This window comes from Fortiea sp. LEGE XX443, from assembly GCF_015206815.1.
Classification (GTDB): Bacteria; Cyanobacteriota; Cyanobacteriia; order Cyanobacteriales; family Nostocaceae; genus Nostoc_B.
Genome location: NZ_JADEXZ010000014.1, coordinates 49,205 through 72,911, shown reverse-complemented (window position 1 = coordinate 72,911; position 23,707 = coordinate 49,205). Strand labels below are relative to the sequence as shown.

22 protein-coding genes are annotated in these 23,707 nt (G+C 40.1%); 12 read left to right on the top strand and 10 right to left on the bottom strand.

Annotated elements, in window-relative coordinates; genetic code table 11:
- Positions 1 to 341: 341 nt before the first annotated feature.
- Positions 342 to 2,738, top strand: coding sequence for a di-heme oxidoredictase family protein (locus IQ259_RS08240; protein WP_193883515.1), 2,397 nt, complete (start codon positions 342 to 344; stop codon positions 2,736 to 2,738).
- Between the two features lie 190 nt (positions 2,739 to 2,928).
- Positions 2,929 to 3,933 carry an aspartate carbamoyltransferase catalytic subunit gene (locus tag IQ259_RS08235; RefSeq protein WP_193883513.1) on the top strand — a complete coding sequence of 335 codons (1,005 nt, stop codon included), beginning with the start codon at positions 2,929 to 2,931 and terminating at the stop codon, positions 3,931 to 3,933.
- Positions 3,934 to 3,943: 10 nt separating this feature from the next.
- Here the strand turns inward: IQ259_RS08235 and IQ259_RS08230 are convergent, their stop codons facing one another.
- The 6 genes from IQ259_RS08230 to IQ259_RS08205 all read right to left on the bottom strand — a co-directional run bounded on the left by IQ259_RS08230 (position 3,944) and on the right by IQ259_RS08205 (position 10,965).
- Entirely contained in the window at positions 3,944 to 6,211 is a 2,268-nt protein-coding gene (locus IQ259_RS08230; protein WP_193883511.1) for a response regulator, read from the bottom strand.
- Positions 6,212 to 6,216: 5 nt separating this feature from the next.
- Positions 6,217 to 6,642 carry a response regulator gene (locus IQ259_RS08225; protein ID WP_193883549.1) on the bottom strand — a complete coding sequence of 142 codons (426 nt, stop codon included), beginning with the start codon at positions 6,640 to 6,642 and terminating at the stop codon, positions 6,217 to 6,219.
- A 26-nt stretch (positions 6,643 to 6,668) separates the two neighbouring features.
- On the bottom strand, positions 6,669 to 8,915 hold the full coding sequence (locus tag IQ259_RS08220) for a GAF domain-containing protein (protein ID WP_193883487.1): 2,247 nt from the start codon (positions 8,913 to 8,915) through the stop codon (positions 6,669 to 6,671).
- Positions 8,916 to 9,338: 423 nt separating this feature from the next.
- The gene (gene hisG, locus IQ259_RS08215) at positions 9,339 to 9,986 is read right to left on the bottom strand and encodes an ATP phosphoribosyltransferase (RefSeq protein WP_193883478.1); all 648 of its coding nucleotides are present in this window, start codon (positions 9,984 to 9,986) and stop codon (positions 9,339 to 9,341) included.
- A gap of 186 nt (positions 9,987 to 10,172) precedes the next feature.
- Entirely contained in the window at positions 10,173 to 10,682 is a 510-nt protein-coding gene (locus IQ259_RS08210) for a GNAT family N-acetyltransferase (RefSeq protein WP_193883476.1), read from the bottom strand.
- A 4-nt stretch (positions 10,683 to 10,686) separates the two neighbouring features.
- The gene (locus IQ259_RS08205; protein ID WP_193883474.1) at positions 10,687 to 10,965 is read right to left on the bottom strand and encodes a DUF1778 domain-containing protein; all 279 of its coding nucleotides are present in this window, start codon (positions 10,963 to 10,965) and stop codon (positions 10,687 to 10,689) included.
- 188 nt (positions 10,966 to 11,153) lie between these two features.
- Here IQ259_RS08205 and IQ259_RS08200 point away from each other — a divergent pair, with 188 nt between their 5' ends.
- From IQ259_RS08200 to IQ259_RS08185, 4 genes are all read left to right on the top strand, one after another.
- Positions 11,154 to 12,077 carry a hypothetical protein gene (locus tag IQ259_RS08200; protein WP_193883472.1) on the top strand — a complete coding sequence of 308 codons (924 nt, stop codon included), beginning with the start codon at positions 11,154 to 11,156 and terminating at the stop codon, positions 12,075 to 12,077.
- A gap of 158 nt (positions 12,078 to 12,235) precedes the next feature.
- Positions 12,236 to 12,937 (top strand): two-component system response regulator RppA, encoded by a 702-nt coding sequence (rppA, locus tag IQ259_RS08195; RefSeq protein ID WP_193883470.1) that lies wholly within the window; start codon positions 12,236 to 12,238, stop codon positions 12,935 to 12,937.
- A 99-nt stretch (positions 12,938 to 13,036) separates the two neighbouring features.
- Positions 13,037 to 13,309, top strand: coding sequence for a hypothetical protein (locus IQ259_RS08190; protein ID WP_193883468.1), 273 nt, complete (start codon positions 13,037 to 13,039; stop codon positions 13,307 to 13,309).
- Positions 13,299 to 13,727 (top strand): putative toxin-antitoxin system toxin component, PIN family, encoded by a 429-nt coding sequence (locus tag IQ259_RS08185; protein ID WP_228014431.1) that lies wholly within the window; start codon positions 13,299 to 13,301, stop codon positions 13,725 to 13,727. The genes IQ259_RS08190 and IQ259_RS08185 overlap by 11 nt, the downstream gene beginning before the upstream one ends.
- A 12-nt stretch (positions 13,728 to 13,739) precedes the next feature.
- Here IQ259_RS08185 and IQ259_RS08180 read toward each other — a convergent pair whose 3' ends face one another.
- Positions 13,740 to 14,765: a 1-acyl-sn-glycerol-3-phosphate acyltransferase gene (locus tag IQ259_RS08180; RefSeq protein WP_193883466.1), complete on the bottom strand. Its 1,026-nt coding sequence runs from the start codon at positions 14,763 to 14,765 to the stop codon at positions 13,740 to 13,742.
- 220 nt (positions 14,766 to 14,985) lie between these two features.
- Between IQ259_RS08180 and IQ259_RS08175 the strand changes: the two genes are divergently transcribed.
- Positions 14,986 to 15,462, top strand: coding sequence for a hypothetical protein (locus IQ259_RS08175; RefSeq protein WP_193883464.1), 477 nt, complete (start codon positions 14,986 to 14,988; stop codon positions 15,460 to 15,462).
- Between the two features lie 101 nt (positions 15,463 to 15,563).
- Here IQ259_RS08175 and IQ259_RS08170 read toward each other — a convergent pair whose 3' ends face one another.
- On the bottom strand, positions 15,564 to 15,962 hold the full coding sequence (locus tag IQ259_RS08170; protein ID WP_193883546.1) for a nuclear transport factor 2 family protein: 399 nt from the start codon (positions 15,960 to 15,962) through the stop codon (positions 15,564 to 15,566).
- A gap of 444 nt (positions 15,963 to 16,406) precedes the next feature.
- On the opposite strand from IQ259_RS08170, the gene IQ259_RS08165 reads away from it, so the two are divergent.
- From IQ259_RS08165 to IQ259_RS08150, 4 genes are all read left to right on the top strand, one after another.
- Positions 16,407 to 16,970: a TM2 domain-containing protein gene (locus IQ259_RS08165; protein ID WP_370568012.1), complete on the top strand. Its 564-nt coding sequence runs from the start codon at positions 16,407 to 16,409 to the stop codon at positions 16,968 to 16,970.
- A gap of 243 nt (positions 16,971 to 17,213) precedes the next feature.
- Entirely contained in the window at positions 17,214 to 17,660 is a 447-nt protein-coding gene (locus IQ259_RS08160) for a DUF3598 family protein (protein ID WP_193883462.1), read from the top strand.
- Positions 17,661 to 17,781: 121 nt separating this feature from the next.
- Entirely contained in the window at positions 17,782 to 19,170 is a 1,389-nt protein-coding gene (gene hisS / locus IQ259_RS08155; RefSeq protein WP_193883460.1) for a histidine--tRNA ligase, read from the top strand.
- 22 nt (positions 19,171 to 19,192) lie between these two features.
- The gene (locus IQ259_RS08150; RefSeq protein WP_193883458.1) at positions 19,193 to 20,023 is read left to right on the top strand and encodes an alpha/beta fold hydrolase; all 831 of its coding nucleotides are present in this window, start codon (positions 19,193 to 19,195) and stop codon (positions 20,021 to 20,023) included.
- Between the two features lie 90 nt (positions 20,024 to 20,113).
- On the opposite strand, the gene IQ259_RS08145 is transcribed toward IQ259_RS08150, so the two are convergent.
- Positions 20,114 to 21,583 carry an amidohydrolase family protein gene (locus IQ259_RS08145; RefSeq protein WP_193883456.1) on the bottom strand — a complete coding sequence of 490 codons (1,470 nt, stop codon included), beginning with the start codon at positions 21,581 to 21,583 and terminating at the stop codon, positions 20,114 to 20,116.
- Positions 21,584 to 21,630: 47 nt separating this feature from the next.
- Between IQ259_RS08145 and IQ259_RS08140 the strand changes: the two genes are divergently transcribed.
- The gene (locus IQ259_RS08140) at positions 21,631 to 22,431 is read left to right on the top strand and encodes an aspartyl/asparaginyl beta-hydroxylase domain-containing protein (RefSeq protein ID WP_193883449.1); all 801 of its coding nucleotides are present in this window, start codon (positions 21,631 to 21,633) and stop codon (positions 22,429 to 22,431) included.
- 52 nt (positions 22,432 to 22,483) lie between these two features.
- On the opposite strand, the gene IQ259_RS08135 is transcribed toward IQ259_RS08140, so the two are convergent.
- Positions 22,484 to 23,389, bottom strand: a complete 906-nt coding sequence (locus IQ259_RS08135) for a DUF4437 domain-containing protein (protein WP_193883447.1) — start codon at positions 23,387 to 23,389, stop codon at positions 22,484 to 22,486.
- Positions 23,390 to 23,707: the final 318 nt, after the last annotated feature.

The following is a 23,707-nucleotide window of genomic DNA, read 5'->3' as shown; positions in this document are numbered from 1 at the left end:
ATTTTTTCAACTTTATTCTCGAATTTACATTAATTTAATAATTACATAATCTCAGCTTTATGATGGCATTAACTTCATAGTATCTTGATTTATTACCCATAGTTTATGTAGAAATATTTAAGGCTACATACTTAATAAAAATTTCCTTTTGCTTTTATCGTGTAGTAATATACAGTGTAAATAGTTACCCAGGAATTTGCGAACTTAAGTTCAAAGTATTGGGATTAACACTTTGCTTATCTTCTTCGTAGTTATCTACGAAAAGGCTACAAACCCGATGCGGAATCGGTAGCCTTAAGCTTGTATTACTCAAATATTAAATAAGTTTTGGAACTTAGTTAATGCGAAAACAAAAATTCCTCTTATTGATAGTGGGTTTATCGTTAGGCCTGTCAGTATTGATTGGCTATATCAACCCGCAAAAAGTCTTCGGTCAGATTCCTTTACCTGACGATGCAACTTTAATTACACGCCGACGAGCCGAAGTTGCAGCAAACTTCGAGGTTGCAGCTCCTACTCGGCCTCTTCGTCCAGTGGAGCGTGTACGTCGTGATACTTTTGGCGACGTAGGAATGACCCCCGTGAAGACTTTGGCTCAGTTGGATAGACTGTTTTATCCTTCTGTGCCGAACTCAGTTCGGGAAAGAATACTAGAAGGGTCTGAGTTCTTTACTACCCCCAACGTAGTTGAAGAAGGTTTCGGGTCGATGGCCATGCAAACTCGATGTGCAGGTTGTCACCTGAATAGCGTTGAGTCAGTTCCAAATGAAGGACTGCTCACAGGTATTTCTAACGTCAGTAGAGCCGGCAGAACAGTTCCCACCAACTTCAGTTTCACATCGGGTGATACTCGAGTAAATGGTGGTAGAGCGCCTGGTATGCGGTTAGATCCGGTCGAGCCAGATGGTACTGTTGACTTAAATCGTCTGAGTCTACGCACCAATCCAGAATTAAATGAATTGGATGGGGTCAATAGTACAGGGCGAACCGCAGCCTTTACTGTAATGGGCGACTTTTCACCATCGACCAACTATTTCGATGCGTTGAATAATGTTGTCAACCCTATATCTGGTATTGCTCAGAATTTTGGTGGTTTCTTACAGCATGTACGCCCACCATCTGCACAACTGAGAGATAAGTTCGGTCTAGATTGTAAACCAGATGCTATCCCAAGCATTGCGGAAGATAGAAACCTCGTTGGCTTCAATCCAACTACAGGAATCAGTGAACTTGGGTTTAGACGTGGTATTACTGAACTCGCTGGGCCTCCATATATTGGTCGTGGGTTGATAGAAGCTATTCCAAACCAGGATATTATCAACGCTGTTGACACCAACGATACTAGAGGTGACAATTCTTCCATAAAAACTGGTTTATTGCAGTGTATCGGTGATTGCATCACCGGTCAGGTCAATATGATTCCTAGCAACATACCGCCATCGCAGCTTGTCTCACGACAAGACGAGCGCCTGGCGACAGGGGTTGGGCGTTTTGGTTTACGTGCCAATGGCTCAGAGATGTTGCAGTTTATCCTTGGGGGGATGTTTGGTAGTCTGAGCATGACCAACGTGTTCTCTCCTTTGGAACAAAATATTGCTAACCCCGCCATTGCTCCCTACAATAGCGGCTGCCGAAACGAAATAGCTGATGGACCTGCACCTGCTGATTTCGAGCTTCCTGTCAGCACTCCATTTAGTGAGCGCAATTTCTTACGCGCGACGGCTCCCCCAGAATTCGGCAGAAATCTTTTAGCTGTCCTACGGTCTAAAGATCCTTCTAGACCTCTACCTGGTAATAATCCAGCGGCTAGAGTTCAAAGAGGAGCGCAGTTGTTTGGTGTTGACCTGGTTGCCTTTGCTAACCGGATGATTGCTAATAAGATGCCTAGCGGTGGCGATGGTCTAGATCCTAATGCTATCAACCAGAGCGATCGCATGGTTGGTTGCGTGAACTGTCATATTCCAGTTCAAAGAACTGGTCAGTCTCCGGCTGCTGGCGACCCATCCTTAGGGCCTGATGGACAAGCACTTGTAGATGCTCTCAGCTACCGTTGGGCTCCTCTTTTCTCGGATATTATTATCCATAGAGGCCCAACCATTGATGCTGAACGGTTTGCGCCAACTCCACGTGATCCAATTCTTGTGAGCCGCGCCGAGGTAGTTCGCCCTGGACAAGCTGGACAAGGAGCAGGTGGTAGTAACGCCGCAACCTTCACAACCTACGATCTAACCCGCAACCTGTCTAGTGATAGCTTCACAAACCAGCAAGGTACTGCTAAAGGTGATCAGTTCCGTACAGCACCTCTAGTAGGAATTGGTAGATCTGGCCCTCCATTCCTCCACGATGCTCGCGTTTTCTTAAGTACCTTAAACCGTGACACTACACCTGCTGGTACTGTAACTACAAATAGCGAAGTGACTAACGCACCGTTAGTTGTTCGCAATGTAGACAATGCGCTGCTGGCAGCAATTGAGTTACATGACCTGCCTGCACCTGATGACTCTAAGACTTCCACTCTGCCAGGTGGTGGATGCCCCGTGCCTCCAGGTGGTAAAGTTGTCAATAAAATTGGCAACGTGGTCGACTACGGCCCATCACCCAAAGATGTCATTTGCCCACCATATAGCAGTCCTCTTTCGACTACTCATAGAGGTGAAGCAAGAGAAGTTATGGCTCGTTTCCGTTCTTTGACACCTAACGATCAACAAGCAATCGTCGATTTCTTGAGAGAGTTGTAAAGGCTCGCCAATTGATTCGATATTGAATGTTTGATGATTTAATTATGGGGACGTTATTAATAACGTCCCTTCTTTTATGTTCCTATGTTGAAACCAAGTGCTATCATTACCTCTGCATACTTCAAGTAAATATTGCTAGAGAAGCGATGTCTAAGGACAAGCCTCTTTACACCGCAACGCACAGTTATTTATGCCTACTACTACCTGGAATCGTCATCACGTAATTTCCCTAGCCGACTTTACTACCGCTGAATACAATACTGTTTTGCAAACTGCTGCTAGTTTTCAAGAAGTGCTATCACGGCGGACAAAGAAAGTACCAACTTTGCAGGGACAGGTAGTAGCGAATTTATTTTTTGAACCCTCTACCCGGACTCGTAGTAGTTTTGAATTGGCGGCGAAACGGTTGAGTGCAGATACCTTAAACTTTGCTGCTTCTACTTCTTCAATGACCAAAGGTGAGACGATTCTTGATACAGCTAAGACTTATTTAGCGATGGGTACTGATATTATGGTGATCCGCCATAAAGAAGCAGGAGTACCAAATGCGATCGCCGCTGAAATGGATCGTCTTGGTGTAAGAGTTAGCGTCCTGAATGCTGGTGATGGTCAACACGAACATCCATCCCAAGGGTTGCTCGATTTATTTACTATTTGTACTTTAATTGATTCCAATCATCCCCGCATAGAATTGTTGGCGGGTAAAAAAATTGCGATCGTTGGAGATATTTTACATTCTCGTGTGGCGCGATCGAATATTTGGAGTTTAATCGCCAGTGGCGCACAAGTGCATCTCGCTGCACCGCCGACCCTTTTACCTAAATTATTTGCTCAGTATATATATGGTGAGAAAACAGATACACTTAATGGGCAACTATTTTTACATTGGCAACTAGAACCAGCTTTACAGGATGCCGATTTTGTCATGACTTTGCGCTTGCAAAAGGAACGGATGACAGCGCATTTACTCCCCAGTTTGCGAGAATATCATCAGTTATTTGGCATTACGCGGCAAAAGTTGCAACTGTGCAAGCCTAACGTCAAAGTTTTACATCCTGGCCCAGTTAACCGCGGAGTAGAGATTAGTTCAGATTTAATGGATGACCCAGAATTTAGCTTGATTCAGTCGCAAGTTACCAGTGGTGTAGCTGTGCGGATGGCGCTGCTGTATTTAATTGGTAGCGGTAAGACTTAATTTATGACCATTAACCAACTTCGTTCAGAATCTCCTGTAAACTGAGCAATAATTCATTGATAGTGTAGGGTTTAGATAAGAATTTTTTGACCCCAGTTTTCATAATTTCCCCTAATTTATCTTTAGACATGAGTCCGCTGGTGGCAATAACTTTGACTTTGGGATTGATTTTCTGTAAGGTACGGATAGCAGTCACCCCATCTAATAGGGGCAACATAATATCCATGAGTACGACACTAATTTTATTGGCATTTTTGGCATATTGTGCGATCGCCTCAATGCCATCACTAGCAATTAAGGTTTTGTAGTTATGAGTTTCTAATGATGTTCTGGTAATTTCCTGAATTGAGGGTTCGTCATCTACTACCAGAATTAACTCTCCATTTCCTGTCCGGGGTATCACTTCTTCTGGAGTGAAGCTTTCTTTTCCTTGCACCGCTGGTAAGTAAACTCTAAAACAAGTACCACTCCCGACTTGACTCTGCACATTTACAAAGCCATTATGACTTTTAACAATTCCTAGAACTGTAGACAGTCCTAATCCTGTGCCTTGTCCTACCGGTTTAGTAGTGAAGAAAGGCTCAAAAATTCTATCTAAAATTTCTTCTGGAATGCCAATACCCGTATCGCAGACAGTAATTACTATGTAGGGGCCGACTTGAGCATCTAAGTTCATTCGCGCGTAATTTTCATCAATCAATAAATTCTCAGCAGTAATCGTTAATGTACCGCCGTTGGGCATAGCATCACGGGCGTTAACGCAGAGATTCATTAATACCTGATGGAGTTGGGTACTATCTCCACAAATAGTCCATAATTTCTGGGATAAATCCAAGCGAACTTCTATAGATTTGGGTAGTGTTTCTTTCAAAATTTTGCTAACCTCGACGATTAAGTGTCTGGGTTGCAAATTGATCCGTTGTCCTTCCACACCCCGCGCAAACGATAGCACCTGTTTAACTAAATCTGCGCCTCGTTTAGCATTAATTTCTAAAATTTCCAACAAATGCTTGGTTCGTTCATCAGTATCAGGGAATTTCAGCGGTAATAGTTGCGCTCCTGCCAAAATTGGTGTCAGGATATTGTTGAGGTCGTGAGCAATACCACTGGCTAAAGTCCCGATGCTTTCCATCCTCTGGGCGCGGAATAGTTGGGTTTCTAAGCGTTTTTTTTCGGTAATATCTGTATCAACACTTAGAATCGATTGAGTTATTCCTTGGCGATCGCATACCAAACTCCAGCGACTAGCAACTAATACTTCTTTACCACTTTTTGTCACCTTAGTTAACTCACCTTGCCATTTACCTTGACTGATCACATTTAACCAAGCTGCTTCAAATTCTGGGCATGTTTCCCGAAACAATAACTCACTGACATTTTTACCCAAAGCTTCTTCTACTTTCCAGCCGTAAAGATTTTCTGCGCCTTTATTCCAAAATAAAATTTTATTTTCTAAATCGCGTACACAAATAGCATCAGTAGTAATATCTAATAATGCTGCTTGTTCGCGGATTTTTTCTTCAGCTTGTTTGCGTTCGCTAATATCGATGCTGGCACAAGTTACGCCCAGGATATCTTGTGACTCATTTCGTAATGGCTCCACAGTCAAATCATAATAGCGAATGCCTTGGGGTGTAGTGAGCGATACTTCCTCTCGCGTACCTATACCTGTAATCATCACACTATTTTTAATTGCAGTCAGACGTTGAGCATCTTCATCTGGAACGAGTTCTGAGTCATGTTTGCCGAGTATTTGCTCAACTTTCCACCCAGCAATGGGGTTATAAACCCAGGTATAACGTAACTCTGTATCTTGGTTAAAAACAAATATAGGTGAATTTTTTAGTGCTACCCGAAATCGCTCTTCACTCTGACGTAGGGCATCCTCAGCACGTTGACGCTCAATAGCATAACGCATAGAACGTACTAACAAGTCACCAGTTACTTGTCCCTTGACTAAGTAATCTTGCGCTCCTTCTTGCATGGCGCGGAGTGCAAGGGTTTCATCATCTAAACCTGTCAGAACGATAATTGGAGTTGCTTGTGCTTGGTGGTTAGCGCTGACAAAAGTTTCGATTCCTTGGCTATCGGGTAGAGATAGGTCTAATAAAATTAGATCAAAACTGTGATGCGTCAATAAATTGAGCGCCTCAGACAATCGCTCAACAGGCTGCAACTCTACCTTGACTGTGTTTACTTCCTTTAATAACTCCTGCAAGAGAAAGACATCCCCAGGGTTATCTTCTACTAACAAGACCTTAATGAGTTCTCCTGCCATGTCCATTACTCCGGCGGCAGTTTTACGATCGCAAACCAAAAGTTCTCTATGGATTGTACAATTTTAACGAACTGATCAAAATCAACTGGTTTGGTGATGTAACAATTGGCAGCCAAGTTATAGGCTTTCAGAATATCTTCTTCCGATTGAGAAGTTGTCAGCACAACGACAGGGATTCGCTTGAGATTGTTATCAGATTTAATTTCTGCCAATACCTCTCGCCCATCTTTTCTCGGTAGATTCAAATCTAACAATACAATATCAGGGTGAGGTTTTCTGGCGTAGTTGTCCTGTTTGCGTAAAAATGCCATTGCTTCTACGCCATCTTCCACAATATTCAAGTTGACTGAGATTTTGCTATCTTGTAGAGCGATGCGTGTAAGTTCAGCATCACCAGGATTATCTTCTACTAACAAAACCTCTATTGGCATAATATTTGGTATGACATTCACGATTGTTAACCTGCTTGATCTGGAATTGTGAAGTAAAAAATCGAGCCTTGACCCGGTTGTGACTCAACCCAGATCCGACCGCCGTGGCGCTCTATAATTTTCTTACAAATTGCTAAACCAATACCAGTACCCGGATATTTACTTCTACCATGTAAGCGTTGGAAAATCACAAAAATCCGCTCGGCATATTGTGTTTCTAAACCAATCCCATTATCACTAACTGAGAATAGCCATTCATTAGGAGTGCTGAGTGCTGAGTGCTGAGTGCTGAGTGCTGAGTGTTGAGTGTTAAGTGCTGAGTGCTGAGTGCTGAGTGCTGAGTGCTGAGTGCTGAGTAAGATATTCTTCCCCTGCTCCCCTAACTCATCTTTCCTGACTGCACCAATATGAATACGTGGTGGTAGTTTCCCACGAAATTTGATGGCGTTACCAATAAGATTTTGCAATACTTGTGTCAGTTGTGTCCGGTCAGCTTTGATTACAGGTAAAGAGTCGTGGGTAATTGTGGCATGACTATCTTCTATAGCCAATTTTAAGTTAGCGATCGCCTGCTCTAAGATAGTTGCACAATCAACTTGAACAAAGGGTTGCCCCCGTGTAGTCACACGGGAATAGTTCAACAAGTCGTTAATCAGGCTTTGCATCCGCCGCGCCCCATCCACGGCGTAGTTAATAAACTGCTCGGCTGTGGAGTCTAGTTGACTGTTGTATTTCCGTTCTAGTAATTGTAAATAACTTGTCACCATCCGCAACGGCTCTTGCAAATCATGGGAAGCCACATAAGCAAACTGTTCCAATTCTGAATTAGAACGTGCTAGTTCTTGAGCATAACGGGTTTCTTGTTCCAAAAGTTGTGATTGAGATAAAGCTATGCCAATTTGGTTGGCTAACTGTAGCAATAAGTCAGTTTCAAAGTTATTCCATTGGCGGGGGTGAGCGCATTGATGAGCAATTAATAAGCCCCAAATACCATCTCTAATCAAAATTGGAACTACGAGGTTAGCTTTGACACCAAATTGCTGGAGAAATTCTCGATGGCAATCTTGAATGTTAGCTTTTTCAACATCTACAATTGCTCTTACACGTCCTTGACGATATTTTTCTACATAGTCTTGTTGAAAGCAAGGATCAATGATATTTTGTCCTAAAACTACGGGCCAACCTGGTAAAACAGCCTCTTGCACTACTGTTCCTGAACCATCAGCCGCCAGTCGAAAAATCAGTACTCGGTCAGCTTGCAGAAGTTTTTGGACTTCTGTCACCGTAGTTTGCAGTATTTCTTCTAATTGTAAAGACTCTCGAATCCTAATAGTGATTTCAGCAAATAATTGCGATCGCAAGTTCTGCCGTTTTAGTTCCTCTTCTACTTGCTTGCGTTCGGTGACATCCAGCGTCACACCTATCATCCGAATTGGTTCATCATCAGCATTATAGATGACCGTACCCCGTGCTAAAATCCAATGAATGCTGTTATCAGGCCAAATACAGCGATATTCTGCTTCATAATCGCTGTGATTTTCGATGGCTTCTCTGACACACCCTTGCATTTTAGAGCGATCGTCAGGATGAATTGATTCTAATAGTTTACTATAAGGAAAATCCACTTCTGGGGGCAGACCAAAGTTAATGTGGCACTGGCTGGATGAAGACAGTTCTTCTGTTTTGAGGTCGAGTTGCCAAGAACCAAGTTTAGCCGACTGCAAAGCTAACTTCAGTCGTTGTTCACTTTCGCGCAAAAATGCCTCAGTTTGCTGCCTTTGGGCTAAATTGCGTCTAAGTTCTAATTGGCTAATGACTTGGCTACCCAAAGCCGAAAGCGCCTCTACTTGTTGTTGATTGAGTTCTCGTGGTGCTGGGTCGATTGCACAAAGAGTTCCTAATATCTGTCCCTCTGGGGAAATCAAGGGTACACCAGCATAAAACCGCACATATGGATAACCAGTTACTGCCGGATTTGTCGCAAATTGTGCGTGAACTAATGTATCTGGTATAACTACAATATTCTTGCATTCTAGGCAAAGATAAGACAACCCAAAATTACGGGGCATTTCTGATACATCCAAACCTAGCTTGGCTTTGAACCACTGACGATTTTCATCAATGAAATTTACCACAGCTATAGAAGTGCCACAAATAAAAGCCGCTAACTTGGCAATATTGTCATAAGCTTGTTCTGGTTCAGTGTCCAGAATCTCATATCGGCGCAGAACTTGTAGTCTCGCCTGTTCATGATTATACGATTCAGTTTGCATTAATTTTTTACGAAAAGCTCAAAAAAAGGTTTTATTAAAAGTGTTGGATGTGTAATGCTTTGTTTAATCTTTTTTACTTTAGTGAATAATTTAGCTAACTCCGACTTATCAGAGAAGTTATTTTAGGTTGTTGTAATAAAAAGACCAAACTTAGCACAGAGAAAGCGATCGCGCCGTACACTAATTTTTAGGATAATTCTAGTGTAGCCAAAATATATTAGGGAGTAGGGTTGAGTATTTTTCCACTAAAGTAGTATGAAGTGTAGAAGTAATACCAATTCGTAATTCGTAATTCGTAATTAAGAAACTCTGATTTGGTATGGGTTGTGGGGTTTGAATGTGTTGCCTAATTTTAGAGAAAAGGTATAACTTCATACTTCATACTACCCTGCGGGAACGCCACGGGAAAACATACTTCAGACTTCAGTTAACTGCTACCAAAGCCGTATCTCGCAACTTGACAATCAACTCGCACAGATTACCTGTATTCATGCGATAACTTAAAGGATGGGCAATTAACCGCGCCGTGCTGTGATACAAAGTTTCAATCTCAACTAAGCCATTGTCGCGTAAAGTCCGCCCTGTAGAAACCAAATCCACAATCGCCTCAGACATCCCTGTAATAGGGCCAAGTTCCACTGAACCAGACAATGGTACTATTTCCACTGGTATATCTAGACTTTGGAAATAATCACGCGCACAATTAACATACTTAGAAGCAACCCGACTGTGAGCAGTTAAATCTAAAGGTGATTTGTAAGGACTTGATGCTTTGACTGCCACTGACATGCGACAATAGCCAAACTGCAAATCAACCAAATGAGCTACTTGCGGTTGTTTTTCTCGCAGCACATCATAACCGACAATGCCCAACTGTGCCTGACCATATTCTACATAGACAGGTACATCCTGTGCGCGTACCAACAAGCCTTTTGCTTGTCCACTAGCATCAAGAATCTGAAGTTGGCGATTTCCAGAATCTAAAAAAGCACTAAAATCTAATCCCACAGATTGCAGTAGGCGGATGCTATTTTTCAGGAGTTCCCCTTTCGGTAGTGCAACAGTCAACATTCTCTTACTTGATATCCTTATGTTGGCAGTTCCAGTTTACGGTAAAGGCGATCGCTCCGGTGCTGCTTCTTTCGACGTATAGCGGATTGCGATCGGATAGAATACAGGAAGCAAGCGTTTGACTAAGCTCACGCCGAAGTCTACGCGGAGCCTGCTGGAGGCTCTATTATATTTGCCCAAAACTTTTCAAACATCCCCTAATGTAGCGCGGATATCTTTCAACATCAAAAATAAATGCAACGGATCTGTTGGGCTAGGTTCAAAATCAAATTGTTGATACCAGTCATGCGCTTTCTCATCTTTTGCATGAACCAATAATGCACGAATGCCAATTAGATCAGCCGCTTCATTTACGCGAATTAGGCAGTTTTTTAGTAAGCCTCTCCCTATACCTTTTTTTTGAAAATTTTTGCTTACTGCTAATCGAGCTAATAAAGCAACAGGTATAGGATATTTTGGTAAACCTTGTGATATCCGAGGTGGTGCATTCTCGTGAATAACTGATGCTACAGTCAGAGTATAATAACCAATTACATCATTTTCTAAGCAGGCAATATAGGTTGTTGAACTATCAGATTGCTGATTTTTTAAAGCATATTTAATTAAATAATTATTTAAATCAGAATCCCCACAATCAAAGTTTTTCAGGTTGTGGGATTTTGATAATTTAGCGATATATAAATTGTTAAATGCCACAAGGCTACTCAAAAACGCTAGGCTCTGTTAACAAAGAACGTAAACGCGGTTTTTCAAAACATGGAGCATCAAGAGCATCTTGAAAAGCTTGCCATTGCTCATCGTCCAGCGCAAAAAGCCTTCTATTCGTTAAAGTGTCTTGTGCAGCTTTCAAGCCATGCTCAAGCAGAAATTCGCTAACATTTTTATGACTTGCTGCTGCTGCTTGCTGTAAAAGCTTTTTAACACTAGGGCTAGTACGGATATCGATCCGTTCAGTCCTAGATTCGCTTAGGTGACTCATACGTTTAATTAGGCTAGTCTCTCTAGATCAACGATAACATACACACATTGTCCTGACAATCAGTAAATAAAAACTTATTTAAATAAGAAGCCACAAGTATTGCATCATCGCTCCGTTGCTGCTACTTGCGACTGATAAGGGATGACGATCAGATAAAATACGGAAAGCGGCGAACAGCCAAGACGCAAATGTCCAGCGCTGGGAAACCTTTGAGAACTATTGACCTAAAATTTATGTATGGTGAAATAAGTGCTTTATTCTTACCAAAATTTAATTTTCTAGGTTCTGGAGAAAAAAAAGATATGGCAGATTCTCAAAAAAGAGCGATTGTGTTTTTCGCTTGGGGAGAAAAATACATTAGTGAGGTACTCAATTGTATCAAAGTGAGCCACATGCCTGATTATGACAAGATATTGATTACTGATCAAGTTTCGGAAGTACCAAAGTGCGAACTTAAAGTAATTCGAGCAAATTTTCAGATAAATTCTCTTCTTCGCAAGACAGAATTAATAGATTTTCTGCCAGATAATTACAATTCCTATCTTTTTTTGGACAGCGACACTATTGTTATCTCTGACATTGAAATGGGTTTTGCAAAAGCTGAGTTATATGGAATTGCTGCTTCTCCAGCACCACATTACAGCCTTAATCATTTTTGGGGTTTCGAGAAAATTATGGAATTAGAAGGAGTTAGCTGTTCAAGCCAATTGCAATATAATACAGGTGTTATATTTTTCTCTATAAATGTAAAAAAGGTACTAGAAGTCTTCAGGTTGTGGAAAGAATTAGGAATAAAATATCAGAATATTTTTGAGAATGATCAACCATTCTTTTCCTTATCTATGGAGTTACTTAATTTTAATCCTTATACACTTTCAATTAATTACAATTATCGTGGTTTAGGAAATTTGATAAGTGGTGATGTAAAAATATGGCATTCTCACACAGAGATGCCAAAGAATATAAATCAGTTTGATGTTGCCTGGCCTGCCAGACGTGTTGTAGATGGAAAAGTGATTTTTTCCGAAGATAATAATATGACTCAATCTCAGCCAAAACATAAAATCAAAAATATATTAAAGAGGATTTTAAATCAACCAATCAGTGAATAAGAATTACAAATAAGCGAATTGATACACAACTACGGCATCTCAAAAAAGAGATGCGGCATTAGCTAATCAAATGCTTGCAGCAAAATAACTTTCGTCTAAATTAAAGATGAGAAATGATTCTAATAATTCTGAATTCTGCATGACAATAATCAAACAGCATGAGAATTTTATTAGTTGACGACGAAGCAGAATTAACTGACCCCCTAAGTCGCGTGTTAACTCGTGAAGGTTACACTGTAGATGCGGCTTATGATGGGATGAATGGTAATCAACTAGCTACAGCCAGTAGTTATGACTTACTAATTTTAGATTGGATGCTCCCAGGAAAAACGGGGTTGGAGATTTGTCAAGAATTGCGACAACATGGAAAAACCACACCAGTGCTATTTCTCACAGCTAAAGATACTTTAGACGATCGCGTGCAAGGTTTAGACGCTGGTGCAGATGATTATTTGGTAAAACCGTTTGAATTACGGGAGTTATTAGCGCGAGTCCGGGCTTTATTGCGTCGTGGCGGTTCCCCTCAAAATTATGAAACCACTTCCGGAAGGCTTGTTGTTGCTGATTTAGAACTCGATTGCGACAACCAAGTAGCTTATCGTCAAGGGCGCATTATTGAACTGTCGCAAAAAGAAAGTCAACTGCTGCAATGTTTCATGGAACATACAGGACAGTTGCTCACTCATGCCCAAATTATGGAACATCTGTGGCAAGATGAAGAACAACCGAGTAGTAATGTCATAGCAGCATTAATTCGCCTGTTGCGCCGAAAGATTGAGGTAGGCAAAGAAACTATCCTAATTCACACAGTTTACGGGAAAGGTTATCGCTTCGGTGCTGGTTCTGTAGAGTTAATGTGAGCATAAATTAATTCTAATTTTATCGCAATTGCTCTAATGTTTTTACGCCAAAAAGCCTTCTGATGTTAACTTTTAGCTTAGGTAGTAACATGATTAAAGATGGTAAATTATGAAAGCGAACAAACAATGATTACCAAAGAAGAAATTATCATCAAAGTACCCTCTGAGGTAGCAAAGGCATACCATAACGCTAGTGAAGAAGAAAGACAGCAATTGCAACTCAAAATTGCGGCAATTATGCAGTCTCAATTTACAATCCCCAAACAAGAGTGCATCACACGCCTCAGAAACATTATGGATAAAGCAAGTCAAGAAGCACAAGAGCGAGGATTAACACCTGAAATTTTAGAATCAATTTTGAATGATGACTAATAAACAACGGTTTGTTTTTGATACTAACGTGCTGATTAGCGCATTTTTGTTTAATCAAAGCAAGCCACGTCAGGCATTAGATCAAGCTCAGAATATTGGTCTGATCATATTCTCCAGTTCTGTCTTTTCAGAGTTAAAAGAGGTTTTATATCGTCCAAAGTTTGATAAATATCTCACTTTATCGCGGCGGCAAGAATTTCTTGAGCATTTAACAGAAACCACACAGTTTATTGATGTGACTGAACAGATTGATGAATGCCGAGACCCAAAAGATAATAAATATCTGGAATTAGCTATGAGTGGGAAAGCAGAGTATATTGTTACTGGAAACAATGATTTGCTAATATTAAATCCTTGGCGGAGCATTAAGATTCTGACTGTTCAAGAATTTTTGGCAAAGAAAAGATTAGAAAAGTAAAATTTTACGTCTCTATAAAATGTTACTCAAAATCTGATTGAGTTGAGTTTGTAGTTTATCTCGAAATTGTTGCGCCTGCTGATAAGTTGCTGCACGGTCTTTATCCGAATTAATCTGCTGTTCTAAAGGCTGGATAAAATATTGTAGACGAGTTCTCATCGCCCACACTCCCATTGAGGGAAAGAGGAGCAAAATAAACATTAATGGCGATATGGGTGAGAATGGTAATTTGATTAGTCGTTGCAATTTTTTGCTATTAACAGTCCAAGGATGTAAAGACTCGCTACCGATGCAAATTACTGGCAAAATCGGAATATGATAGCGATCGCTCAACTGAATAAAGCTGACATCAAATTTTTGCAGTTGATAGCGTTTTTGCCAACCTTTACCCGGCCCGCGTATTCCTTCAGGTGCATATAGTAAAATTTTACCTTGAGCGATCGCCTCCTCAAAATTTCTGCTCTCGGCTCGCACTGCACCTAAAACCTGCGACCATTTCGGTGGTAGCCACCAAATCATCCAAGGATGGTCAAATAAAGATACACTTGCCAATGGTTGCACTACCCATCCGCGTGTTTGACTTAAGAGATAACCCAAAGTGATAAAATCCCAAGGAAAACACATCCCTGCATGATTCATGGCCACAATCATTGACCCTGTTTGCGGTAAGTTATCAATTTGTTGTAGTTCTGCCCGAAAATAATATTTAACGATAGGAACTAAAATTTCATTGCGAAAAGCTTGTTGATAGTTGGGATTAAATTCACCAACTTCTTTTCTCGGTGGACGACAACCCAAGCGCAACCATCGCATCAGCAGCGCTAAATAAAACCCACTAGGTATCAAAAATAATATGTATTCTAGCCAATTCCAACCATCCGGGTCGCTGTGATAACGTTGCCAGTGGCGGTTAAATAAAACTAACCACCCTGGTGGATACCAAAGACAAAACCAGTCAAACCAGCTAAATTTATATCCCGTGTCTGATAATGCTTTCAATTGATAGTCGAGGATGTTTTTGCTGTGTTGATGATTCACAACCGTGATGCTGATTAAGCAACTGTATAGTCAACACTAGCGTAGCTTTAGAGTTCTATATTTGCCATCTCACTGTAGAGGTAAAATTATTTACATTTATAACGCTTAAGTAATATTTTTGGTTAGTAGTTTTTCTCTATCGCTCCATCTGTCAGTCTACTAAATCCAAAGTGCGTCAGTGATAGAATATTATAAGTATGCAATTAAATTTCCGCTGTAAATGAATAAAGCATTGGATGAAACCCTCTCGCTTGAGATTGCTAAAAGCATCAAAAGTAAGGCACATAAAACTTTTGATAATGCTTACAAAGCAGCATTAGCGACAGAGGGAGCAATTTATGTTCAAGGGTTTTTAGTTTATCCTGGCAAACCCTATCGCCCTGTTGAACACAGTTGGATTGAATTAAATGATACCTCTGGTGACAACTCCCTCACACGCATCATTGACCCCAACTTACCGCACCTACACAAAACTACTCAAGAGCTTTGGTATTTTCCAGCACAAAGTCTGAACGTCAAACAATTAAAAGCTATTATCGAAGAATCAAAAGAAGATTATCCCGAAGATAATCCGCTACCAATTTATGGCTCAACACCTTATGAATACTATGGTGATGTGATGTTGGGTGGCAAAGAGTATTTAGCAGCGTATCAAGCCGCTGAGGCTAAGTGCAAAGAGTTAAAAGAACTCAATTAGTTTTGTCGGCAGAGTTTTTGTAGAATTATTTTAAGAGAGCAATGTCTTCGACGATGCTCCGCCTACACAAAATCTCAGAAATTCTGATTTTATTGACAAAATCAATAGGATTTACCATCGCTACCAAAATATTCTCGATAGCAGCAAATTTTATCACCGCATATATCAAAAGAAACTGCGACACGATTTTTGTAAGGTTGTCCTAATAACAGTCCTTCATCACGGAACTCGAATACAACAGTTGCATCATTACTGGTAACGCGGTCTAGAGAAGTTAATGTAATTCCCGAACTGAAAGATTCAGAAACGTATTGAAGAAATTCTTGGGCGCGTTCTTTTCCCACATTCAACCCGTGGAATTTTCCCATCGGAAACCAAAAGGTAAAATCTTCGGTAAGCATATCCAGAAATGCTTGCCATTCTCCAGTGGCTAGACCATGTGTAAAATGTTCAAATGCTTGGTGAGCAACTTTTAAAGTAGTTTTAGGGTCTTGTGTCATCATTTTCAACTGGTTATACCAATTCGTAATTCGTAATGACGCTCGCGGACTCGCTAACGCTGCGCTAACGTAATTCGTAATTAAGAAACTCTGATTTGGTCTGGGTTGTGGGGTTTGAATGTGTTGCCTAATTTTAGAGAATTGGTATTATGTAGGACTCGTGAAGGACGGGCAAGATGCCCATCTCACAAAAGCAACAAAATCATTCTGTAATTATGCACCATGAGAAGGCAGAAGTACGAAGGCAGAGGGCAGAAGGGAAAACCCCATAAATAAATTCAGGGGCTTGAAACCCTGTGGCAGAGGGCAAAAATATATTTTATTCCTTCTGCCTTCTGCCTCCTGCCCTCTGCCTTTCTTAGGTCAAAACACTGGTTATGATTTATTACCAAAATGTTTTTTACCTAAAAAGTTTTTTTCAAATTTGATATAACTACAAAGTCAGTGGCAAACAAGGAACTAATCATCGTGGCTAGTAAAGGAACAGCCTATTTACTGTGGCTTTTTTGGCTGATTGGCTTTGCAGGTGTGCATCGATTTTACAGTGGTAAGCCCGTGTCAGGAGTGATTTGGCTATTTACTTGGGGTTTGTTTGGCTTCGGACAGCTAGTGGACTTGGCGCTTATCCCTGGGATGGTAGACGAGAAAAATTTGAAGTACCTAGCATTGCGAGGTTCTAATCCAACTCCAAACAACGTCCAAACTGTTGTGGTCAATCTTGGTGGCCAAGTTAGTGGTCAAATACCAGGACAAATATCCTTTCCAGATACAGCATCTTTGCAGCCACAGCAATTACCTCAAATCGCACCAAATCCCCAAAGCGACATGGTAACAATTTTGAAACTTGCTCAAAACAAAGGTGGTAGTATTTCCCTTGTTGATGCCGTAATTGAAACTGGAAAACCAGCGCCAGAAATCCGTAATCTTCTAGAGAGTCTTTGCAATGACGGTTTAATGGAGATTGGTAATCATGAATCTACTGGGGCAGTTATCTACCGATTAGTTTAGCGCGGCAACAATGCAAGCCAAAACATTAACATTGCAGTCTGACGCATTCGCATTGCAAGCTAAAGCATTAACATTGCAGCCCGACGCATTTGCATTGCAAGCTAAAGCATTAACATTGCAGCCAACGAATTCGCATTGCAGACCGATTCACTCGTATTGCAGACCAAATGTTACAAAAATTTGGGTATCATACTTACAAAATGCGGTCAGGCGATCGCGGTATCATCATTAATAAGTCTTATCATGTCTAACATACGTCAAGAAATGCCCGTGCTGGCTCGTCATGAAGGTGATTGGATAGGAACATATACACTAGTAGACTTAGAAGGCAAAATTTTAGATAAACATGAATCTCATTTAAGCTGCCAGTTTCCAGACAACAGCCTTGATTCTTACTACCAAATCAATCGCTACAAATGGTCTGATGGTAAACAAGAAGAACATAAATTTCCTGGAATGTATCGTGATAAAACACTCTGGTTTGATACAGAACGCATCCAAGGAAAAGCCTGGGAAGTAGATAATTCTACTTTAATTTTATGGTTTTCTTATAAAACAGCACCAGCAATGTATTTATATGAAATGATTCAAATTAGCCCTGATAATAACCATCGCGCCCGCACCTGGCAATGGTTTAAAAATCATCAAATTTACCAACGTACCCTAATTCAAGAACAAAGGCTAAGTTAGTAATTGAAACAGTCAGAAATATATTTAAATTTGGTAGGGTGCGTTACACTACATTAACGCACCATTTTATGAAAAAATAAGTAGTTCATCATCTTTAACTTTAAATTGACAAGATAGGCGCATGGCAAAGACTGACAAAATTAACTTCTCAACTCCTAGTGGTTTTCCTGAATTTCTGCCTAGCGAAAAGCGCTTAGAATTATATTTATTAGATACCATCCGTAGAGTTTATGAAAGTTACGGATTTACACCTATAGAAACTCCCGCAGTAGAAAGATTAGAAGTATTACAAGCCAAAGGTAATCAAGGAGACAATATTATTTATGGCATCGACCCAATTTTACCACCAAATCGCCAAGCAGAAAGAGACAAGGCAGGCGAAACAGGTTCCGAAGCACGCGCTTTAAAATTTGACCAAACTGTTCCTTTAGCGGCGTATATTGCTCGTCACTTGAATGAGTTAACTTTTCCTTTTGCTCGTTATCAAATGGATGTAGTATTTCGCGGAGAACGAGCAAAAGATGGTAGATTTCGTCAGTTTCGTCAATGTGATATCGATGTAGTTGGACGGCGTGAACTCAGCTTATTATATGATGCTCAAATGCCTGCAATTATCACAGAAATATTTGAGGCAGTTAATATTGGTGATTTTTTAATTCGCATCAATAACCGCAAAATTTTAACTGGTTTTTTTCAATCATTAGAAATTGCCGAAAATCAAATTAAAGCTTGCATTGGCATCATTGATAACTTAGAGAAAATTGGGGAAACCAAAGTTAAACAAGAATTAGAAAAAGAAGGGATATCACCAGAGCAAACTCAAAAAATTATTGATTTTATCAAAATTGATGGCAGTGTTGATGAGGTATTAGATAAGCTCAAACACTTATCACAAAACTTACCAGAAGCCGAGCAATTTAGTTTAGGTGTTACCGAACTAGAAACAGTGATTGCAGGTGTGCGTAACTTGGGAGTTGCCGACAAGCGTTTTTGTATTGATTTAGCGATCGCCCGTGGATTAAATTACTATACAGGCACAGTGTACGAAACAACCCTCATTGGACACGAAGCTTTAGGCAGCATTTGTTCTGGCGGTAGATATGAAGAATTAGTCGGGATGTTTATCGGTGAGAAAATGCCAGGTGTCGGTATTTCCATCGGCTTAACTCGCTTAATTAGTAGATTACTTAAAGCCGGTATTTTGAATACTCTACCGCCAACACCAGCCCAGGTAGTAGTAGTCAATATGCAGGAAGATTTAATGCCAACTTATTTAAAAGTATCCCAACAGTTGCGTCAAACAGGCATTAATGTAATTACAAACTTTGAAAAACGCCCCTTAGGTAAACAATTCCAAGCCGCAGACAAACAAGGAATCAGATTTTGTGTAATTATTGGTGCTGACGAAGCCGCAGCGCAAAAATCATCACTCAAAGATTTGCAAACAGGCGAACAAGTAGAAGTAGCATTAGCAGATTTAGCTGACGAAGTTAAACGCAGGTTGATGTAAATAAAATATTTATCAAGATACTATGAATAAACCAATCAAACGAGCTTTTTTAGATACAGAAGATGGGCAAATTCATTATCGCATTAGCGGTGCGGGAGAACCTATCCTTTTGCTGCATCAAAACTTCAGAAGTAGTGATGAATTCCGTGAGTTAATACCAATTTTTGCTCAGAAACGACTAGTCATTGCTATGGATCTTTTAGGGTTAGGAGATTCTGATAAACCACCAAGAATGTATTCAATTGAGGATTACGCAAAAACTGTTATTTTACTCCTAGACGAACTAGGAATCAAAACTGCAAGTCTTCTTGGACACCATACAGGAGCTTATGTAGCAGCAGAAGTAGCAGCAGCTTACTCCGAGCGAGTCAAAAAAATTATATTATGCAATATAGATAACTTTAGTAAAGAAGGAAAAGTAGCTATATCCAAGATGTGTGAAGGTTTGAATATAAAAGCAGACGGTTCATATCTCATGGAAAGATGGTTAGCTAGATCCGGCTATATAAATTCTGCTGAATTAAAGCATCGTTGGCTTTTAGATGAATTAAAATGTTTTGGCTATCCTTGGTATGCACCTTTAGCTGTTATAGACTACTGCCAAAGAATGGAAGCAAGATTCTGTTTAATTAAAGCGCCAACTCTAATATTATCTGGTATAGAAGATATAAAAGAAATAGAAAGGCTAGGTTTTGCTAAGGTAGATAATAGAAAGTTTATTTTAGTAGCAGTTCCTGATGCAAGGATAATTAATATTGAAAGCGGAACTATGGCTATGATGAACCAAATACCTGATGAAATATCAAAGTTAGTAATTGAATTTTTAGATAATAACTCAGTAGATGAAATATAGTATTGAGGACTTTAAGTAGAAACTTATAAATTTAAGAATAAAATCGTGAGTGTGATCGCACCTACCTATCAAGCAATCAAGTCAATTACTCTAAAATCTTTTGATATAACGCCCAGTTGGTGAACCCAAAACCTGTCCATTGTCATAAATCAAATTTCCTCGCAAAAAGGTACTCTTCACCCGTCCTGTTAACTCCATCCCTTCAAAAGGTGTATAACCTTGCTGTGATTCTGACTCAGCCGCGCGTACCACAAAGCTTTCATTAGGATCTACCAACACTAAATCAGCATCATAACCAACAGCAATATCTCCTTTTTCCAACAAACCAAAGCGCCGCGATGGGTTCCAAGATAGCAATTTAGCCATGTGGTTGTAAGACATCCCTCGCTTACTACCTTCACTAAATACACCCGACAGTAAATATTCTGTACCGCCAAAACCAGACTTTGCTAACCAAATATTATTCGGGTCTTTCGCACTTCTTTTTTGTTCAGCAGAACAGCAAGCATGGTCGCTCACAATCCAATCTACTTGATTATTTAGTACCGCTTGCCATAAATATTCCACATCAGCGCGAGGACGAATCGGAGGGTTAACCTTTGCCCAAGTACCATTAGGTGTATCAACATCTAATAGTAAATGTCCAACGGTGACTTCTCGCCGAAAATTGATATGAGGAAAAGCAGTTTGCATAGTCAAAGCTGCTTCCATTGCTTTGCGAGAACTTAGATGCAACAAATTGATATTTGCACAGTTAGTTTCATGTGCCAAATAAGAAGCAATGCAAATTGCTAACCCTTCCGAATGAGGTGGACGCGCTGCACTGTAAGCGTGCAGTCCATTCAGGCTAGAATCATTTTCTACTATTTTGGTGTATGCGTTGAGAATTTCTGCAACTTCGCAATGCAAACTCAAACTAATAGTATCTCGCGCTGCTGGGTGTTCTGCCATCAAGCGAGTTATACCACGCATAATAAATTCAAAATGAGCGAAGTCGTAGCGTTCTTCTTTATTTATCATCAAAAACAGGTTTTGCTGGTCTGACAAACCATGCAACCCATAGCCGCCATAAAACATGAAGATTTTAAATGAAGTTACCCCATGTTCTTCAAACAATAGAGGTATTTCGTCAATATGTTGACTAGCTATAGGTGCAACGTGATAGCTGTAATCAACAAAAAAATTACCTGCGGATAATGCTAATACTTCTGGAAAAAAATCTTGGTAAGAACCACCTTTATTTAAATAATATTGTCCTGTACGGATGTAATTAAGACTAGTTGTGACTCCCCCCATTGCAGCGGCTTTGCTTTCAGTTACAGCATCTTGGTCAAGAGGTTGATAGATACCAATGTGCATGTGAGCATCTACAACCCCAGGAAAGCCTAGTAGGTTTTTGGCATCAAAGGCCTCTTTAGCTTGGTCTGGACTAATATTAGGCGCAATTTGAGCAAATTTCTCATCTTTAATACCTAAGTCAAGTAGTTCAACAGCATCATGATGAGGACGAACAACCCGCACATTTTTAATAATTCGATCTAATAAGGGAGATTCAGACATAGTAGACCTCACACTAAAATAAGTACATAATCCCAAAATAAGAGACAATGGAAATTTTTAATGAGTATCATTTAGACCCACAGCAATTTCCTTTTCTTAAAAACTTGCAAAATAACTGGAAAGTAATAAGAGAGGAGTTTACACACTTTATTAAGTCTGCATCTAATGAAGAGTTAAAATTTACTTACGATGTTTTGGGGCCTAAAAGTAAAACAATTAAAACTAAGGGGAACGGTAAATATAGTGCTTTTGGTATTTTATTTCAAGGTTTGTTTATCGAAAAATATATTCAATTACATCAAATACAATATCCTGATTATGGGGTAGATGATGCCTCAGCAAAAGCACTGGCAATTAGAGAGAAGTATTTCCCCAATTTGGCGCAGGCGATCGCAACAGTGAATTCTCTCAATGAAAATATCATCAGAAACGTATATTTTGGTACATTCCACCCAGGGTTAGATATCAAGCTGCATGTAAACTATAACCCGCATACAAATCGTGGCTATTTAGGATTGATTGTACCAGAGGGAGATGTAGCAATGAAAATCTGCCATGAGCAGCTTTATTGGCATGAAGGAGAATTCCTGATTTTAGATCATAGCTATCCACATTGCCCCCACAATTACACCAATTTTGATAGAACTGTCTTGGTTGTAGACTTTTTTAAACCAAATCAGCCAAGAGAAGAGGTAATTAGCTTTGAAAAAGAGCAAGTCATACAGCGTATGCAAGATAATCCTTACAGCTTAGGTGTGTTTGGTAAAAGCGATAAAGCTAAAGTAGAAGATTTTATCAAGTATGGTTTAGCTCATCAATTAGAGTGGGATAAAGTCTTAGAAGCTTAATTTGTCATTTATTATTTGTTACCTAGATTTCTTAATTTTGACTTTTGACTACTCACGTTTTTTGATCAAGCGCCGTATGGAGACGTGCTTGATCTTGCTGCGTAATATCTGGGTTATGCAGTATCCAATAACAATCTAAGCGATCGTTGGTGCGAAACAGAAGTAGTGCGCCACTTTCCGTCCAGAAGGGGCCGTGTGGAATGTGTGCTGGTCGCCAGTAGTAGCCATCTTTGCACATTGCGCTATAGCGTCTATTGAAAGGATCATCGCTCATAGACCAATGTCCCAGCACATCTCCAGAAATAACATACGCCTCCTCGGTGGTAGGATGACCAGCATAAAAGTTACCTTCAATCCACATAGGTACTAAGCCAAGAATCCATGTGGCGCGTCCGGTTTTTTTATTGGTATACAAGCTTTTACGCGCTGAACCTGGAGGTAAGAATGTTGTGCTTTCCCATTTCATCGCATGGAGTTCTTGCAATGGCACATACTCAGTCATCCGTGGGTGAGTCTGCATATTCACATGATATACAGAACTTTCAGGGATTTGCTCAAGGCTGGCGTAGTCTTCTGTGATATAAGTGGGGGTAGCATCTGGCATCCACAAAAGAATAGTGTCTTCTTCTGTTTTCCAAGGGCCAGTAGGTATGCCAGCTGGAATGAAAGAGTAACTAAGATTGCGGAGTGAAAACCCACCCTGGTAAAGTGTGCCAGTAAGTACAAAAATTTCCACATCCGTAGTGAAATGACCAATAGGTGCATTCCAACCTTTTTTTATGATAGCTCTTTGTGTAGATTCACCAGTACTTTCGTTGATGGATAGAACCTGAGCAGTACCATGTTCACCATTGATCAAGTTTGTTATCTCAAAAGGTACTTGGAGAAAGTTGAGAACTGAGTTAAGCGATTCTTCACTTTCTACATGTTTGCGACTAGTCGAGGTTTTATCGTTCATTTAAATACCGTTGTCTACGCGTGAAAGATTCACTTCATAATAATGTTAATCTGAGATTTTATTGTCTTCATGTGCTTGGTTTTAATCCCTAATAGGGATTAGGTGTGATTTTAACCAGTTGGTGGTGGATACTGGTGTATTTTTCCTGGAGGTTTCAATCCTTAATAGGGATTAGGTGTGATTTTAACAAAATGCTCTGCCTCTTTTAGCTTAGGTTTGCTAACTAGGCTAGAAAAAAATCTATCCAGCCCATAAGTTTGTTAGTGATAAAATGTCGGGCATGGGTTGATTGTGGCTTTTGAGTTGTCGTTTGGGAAG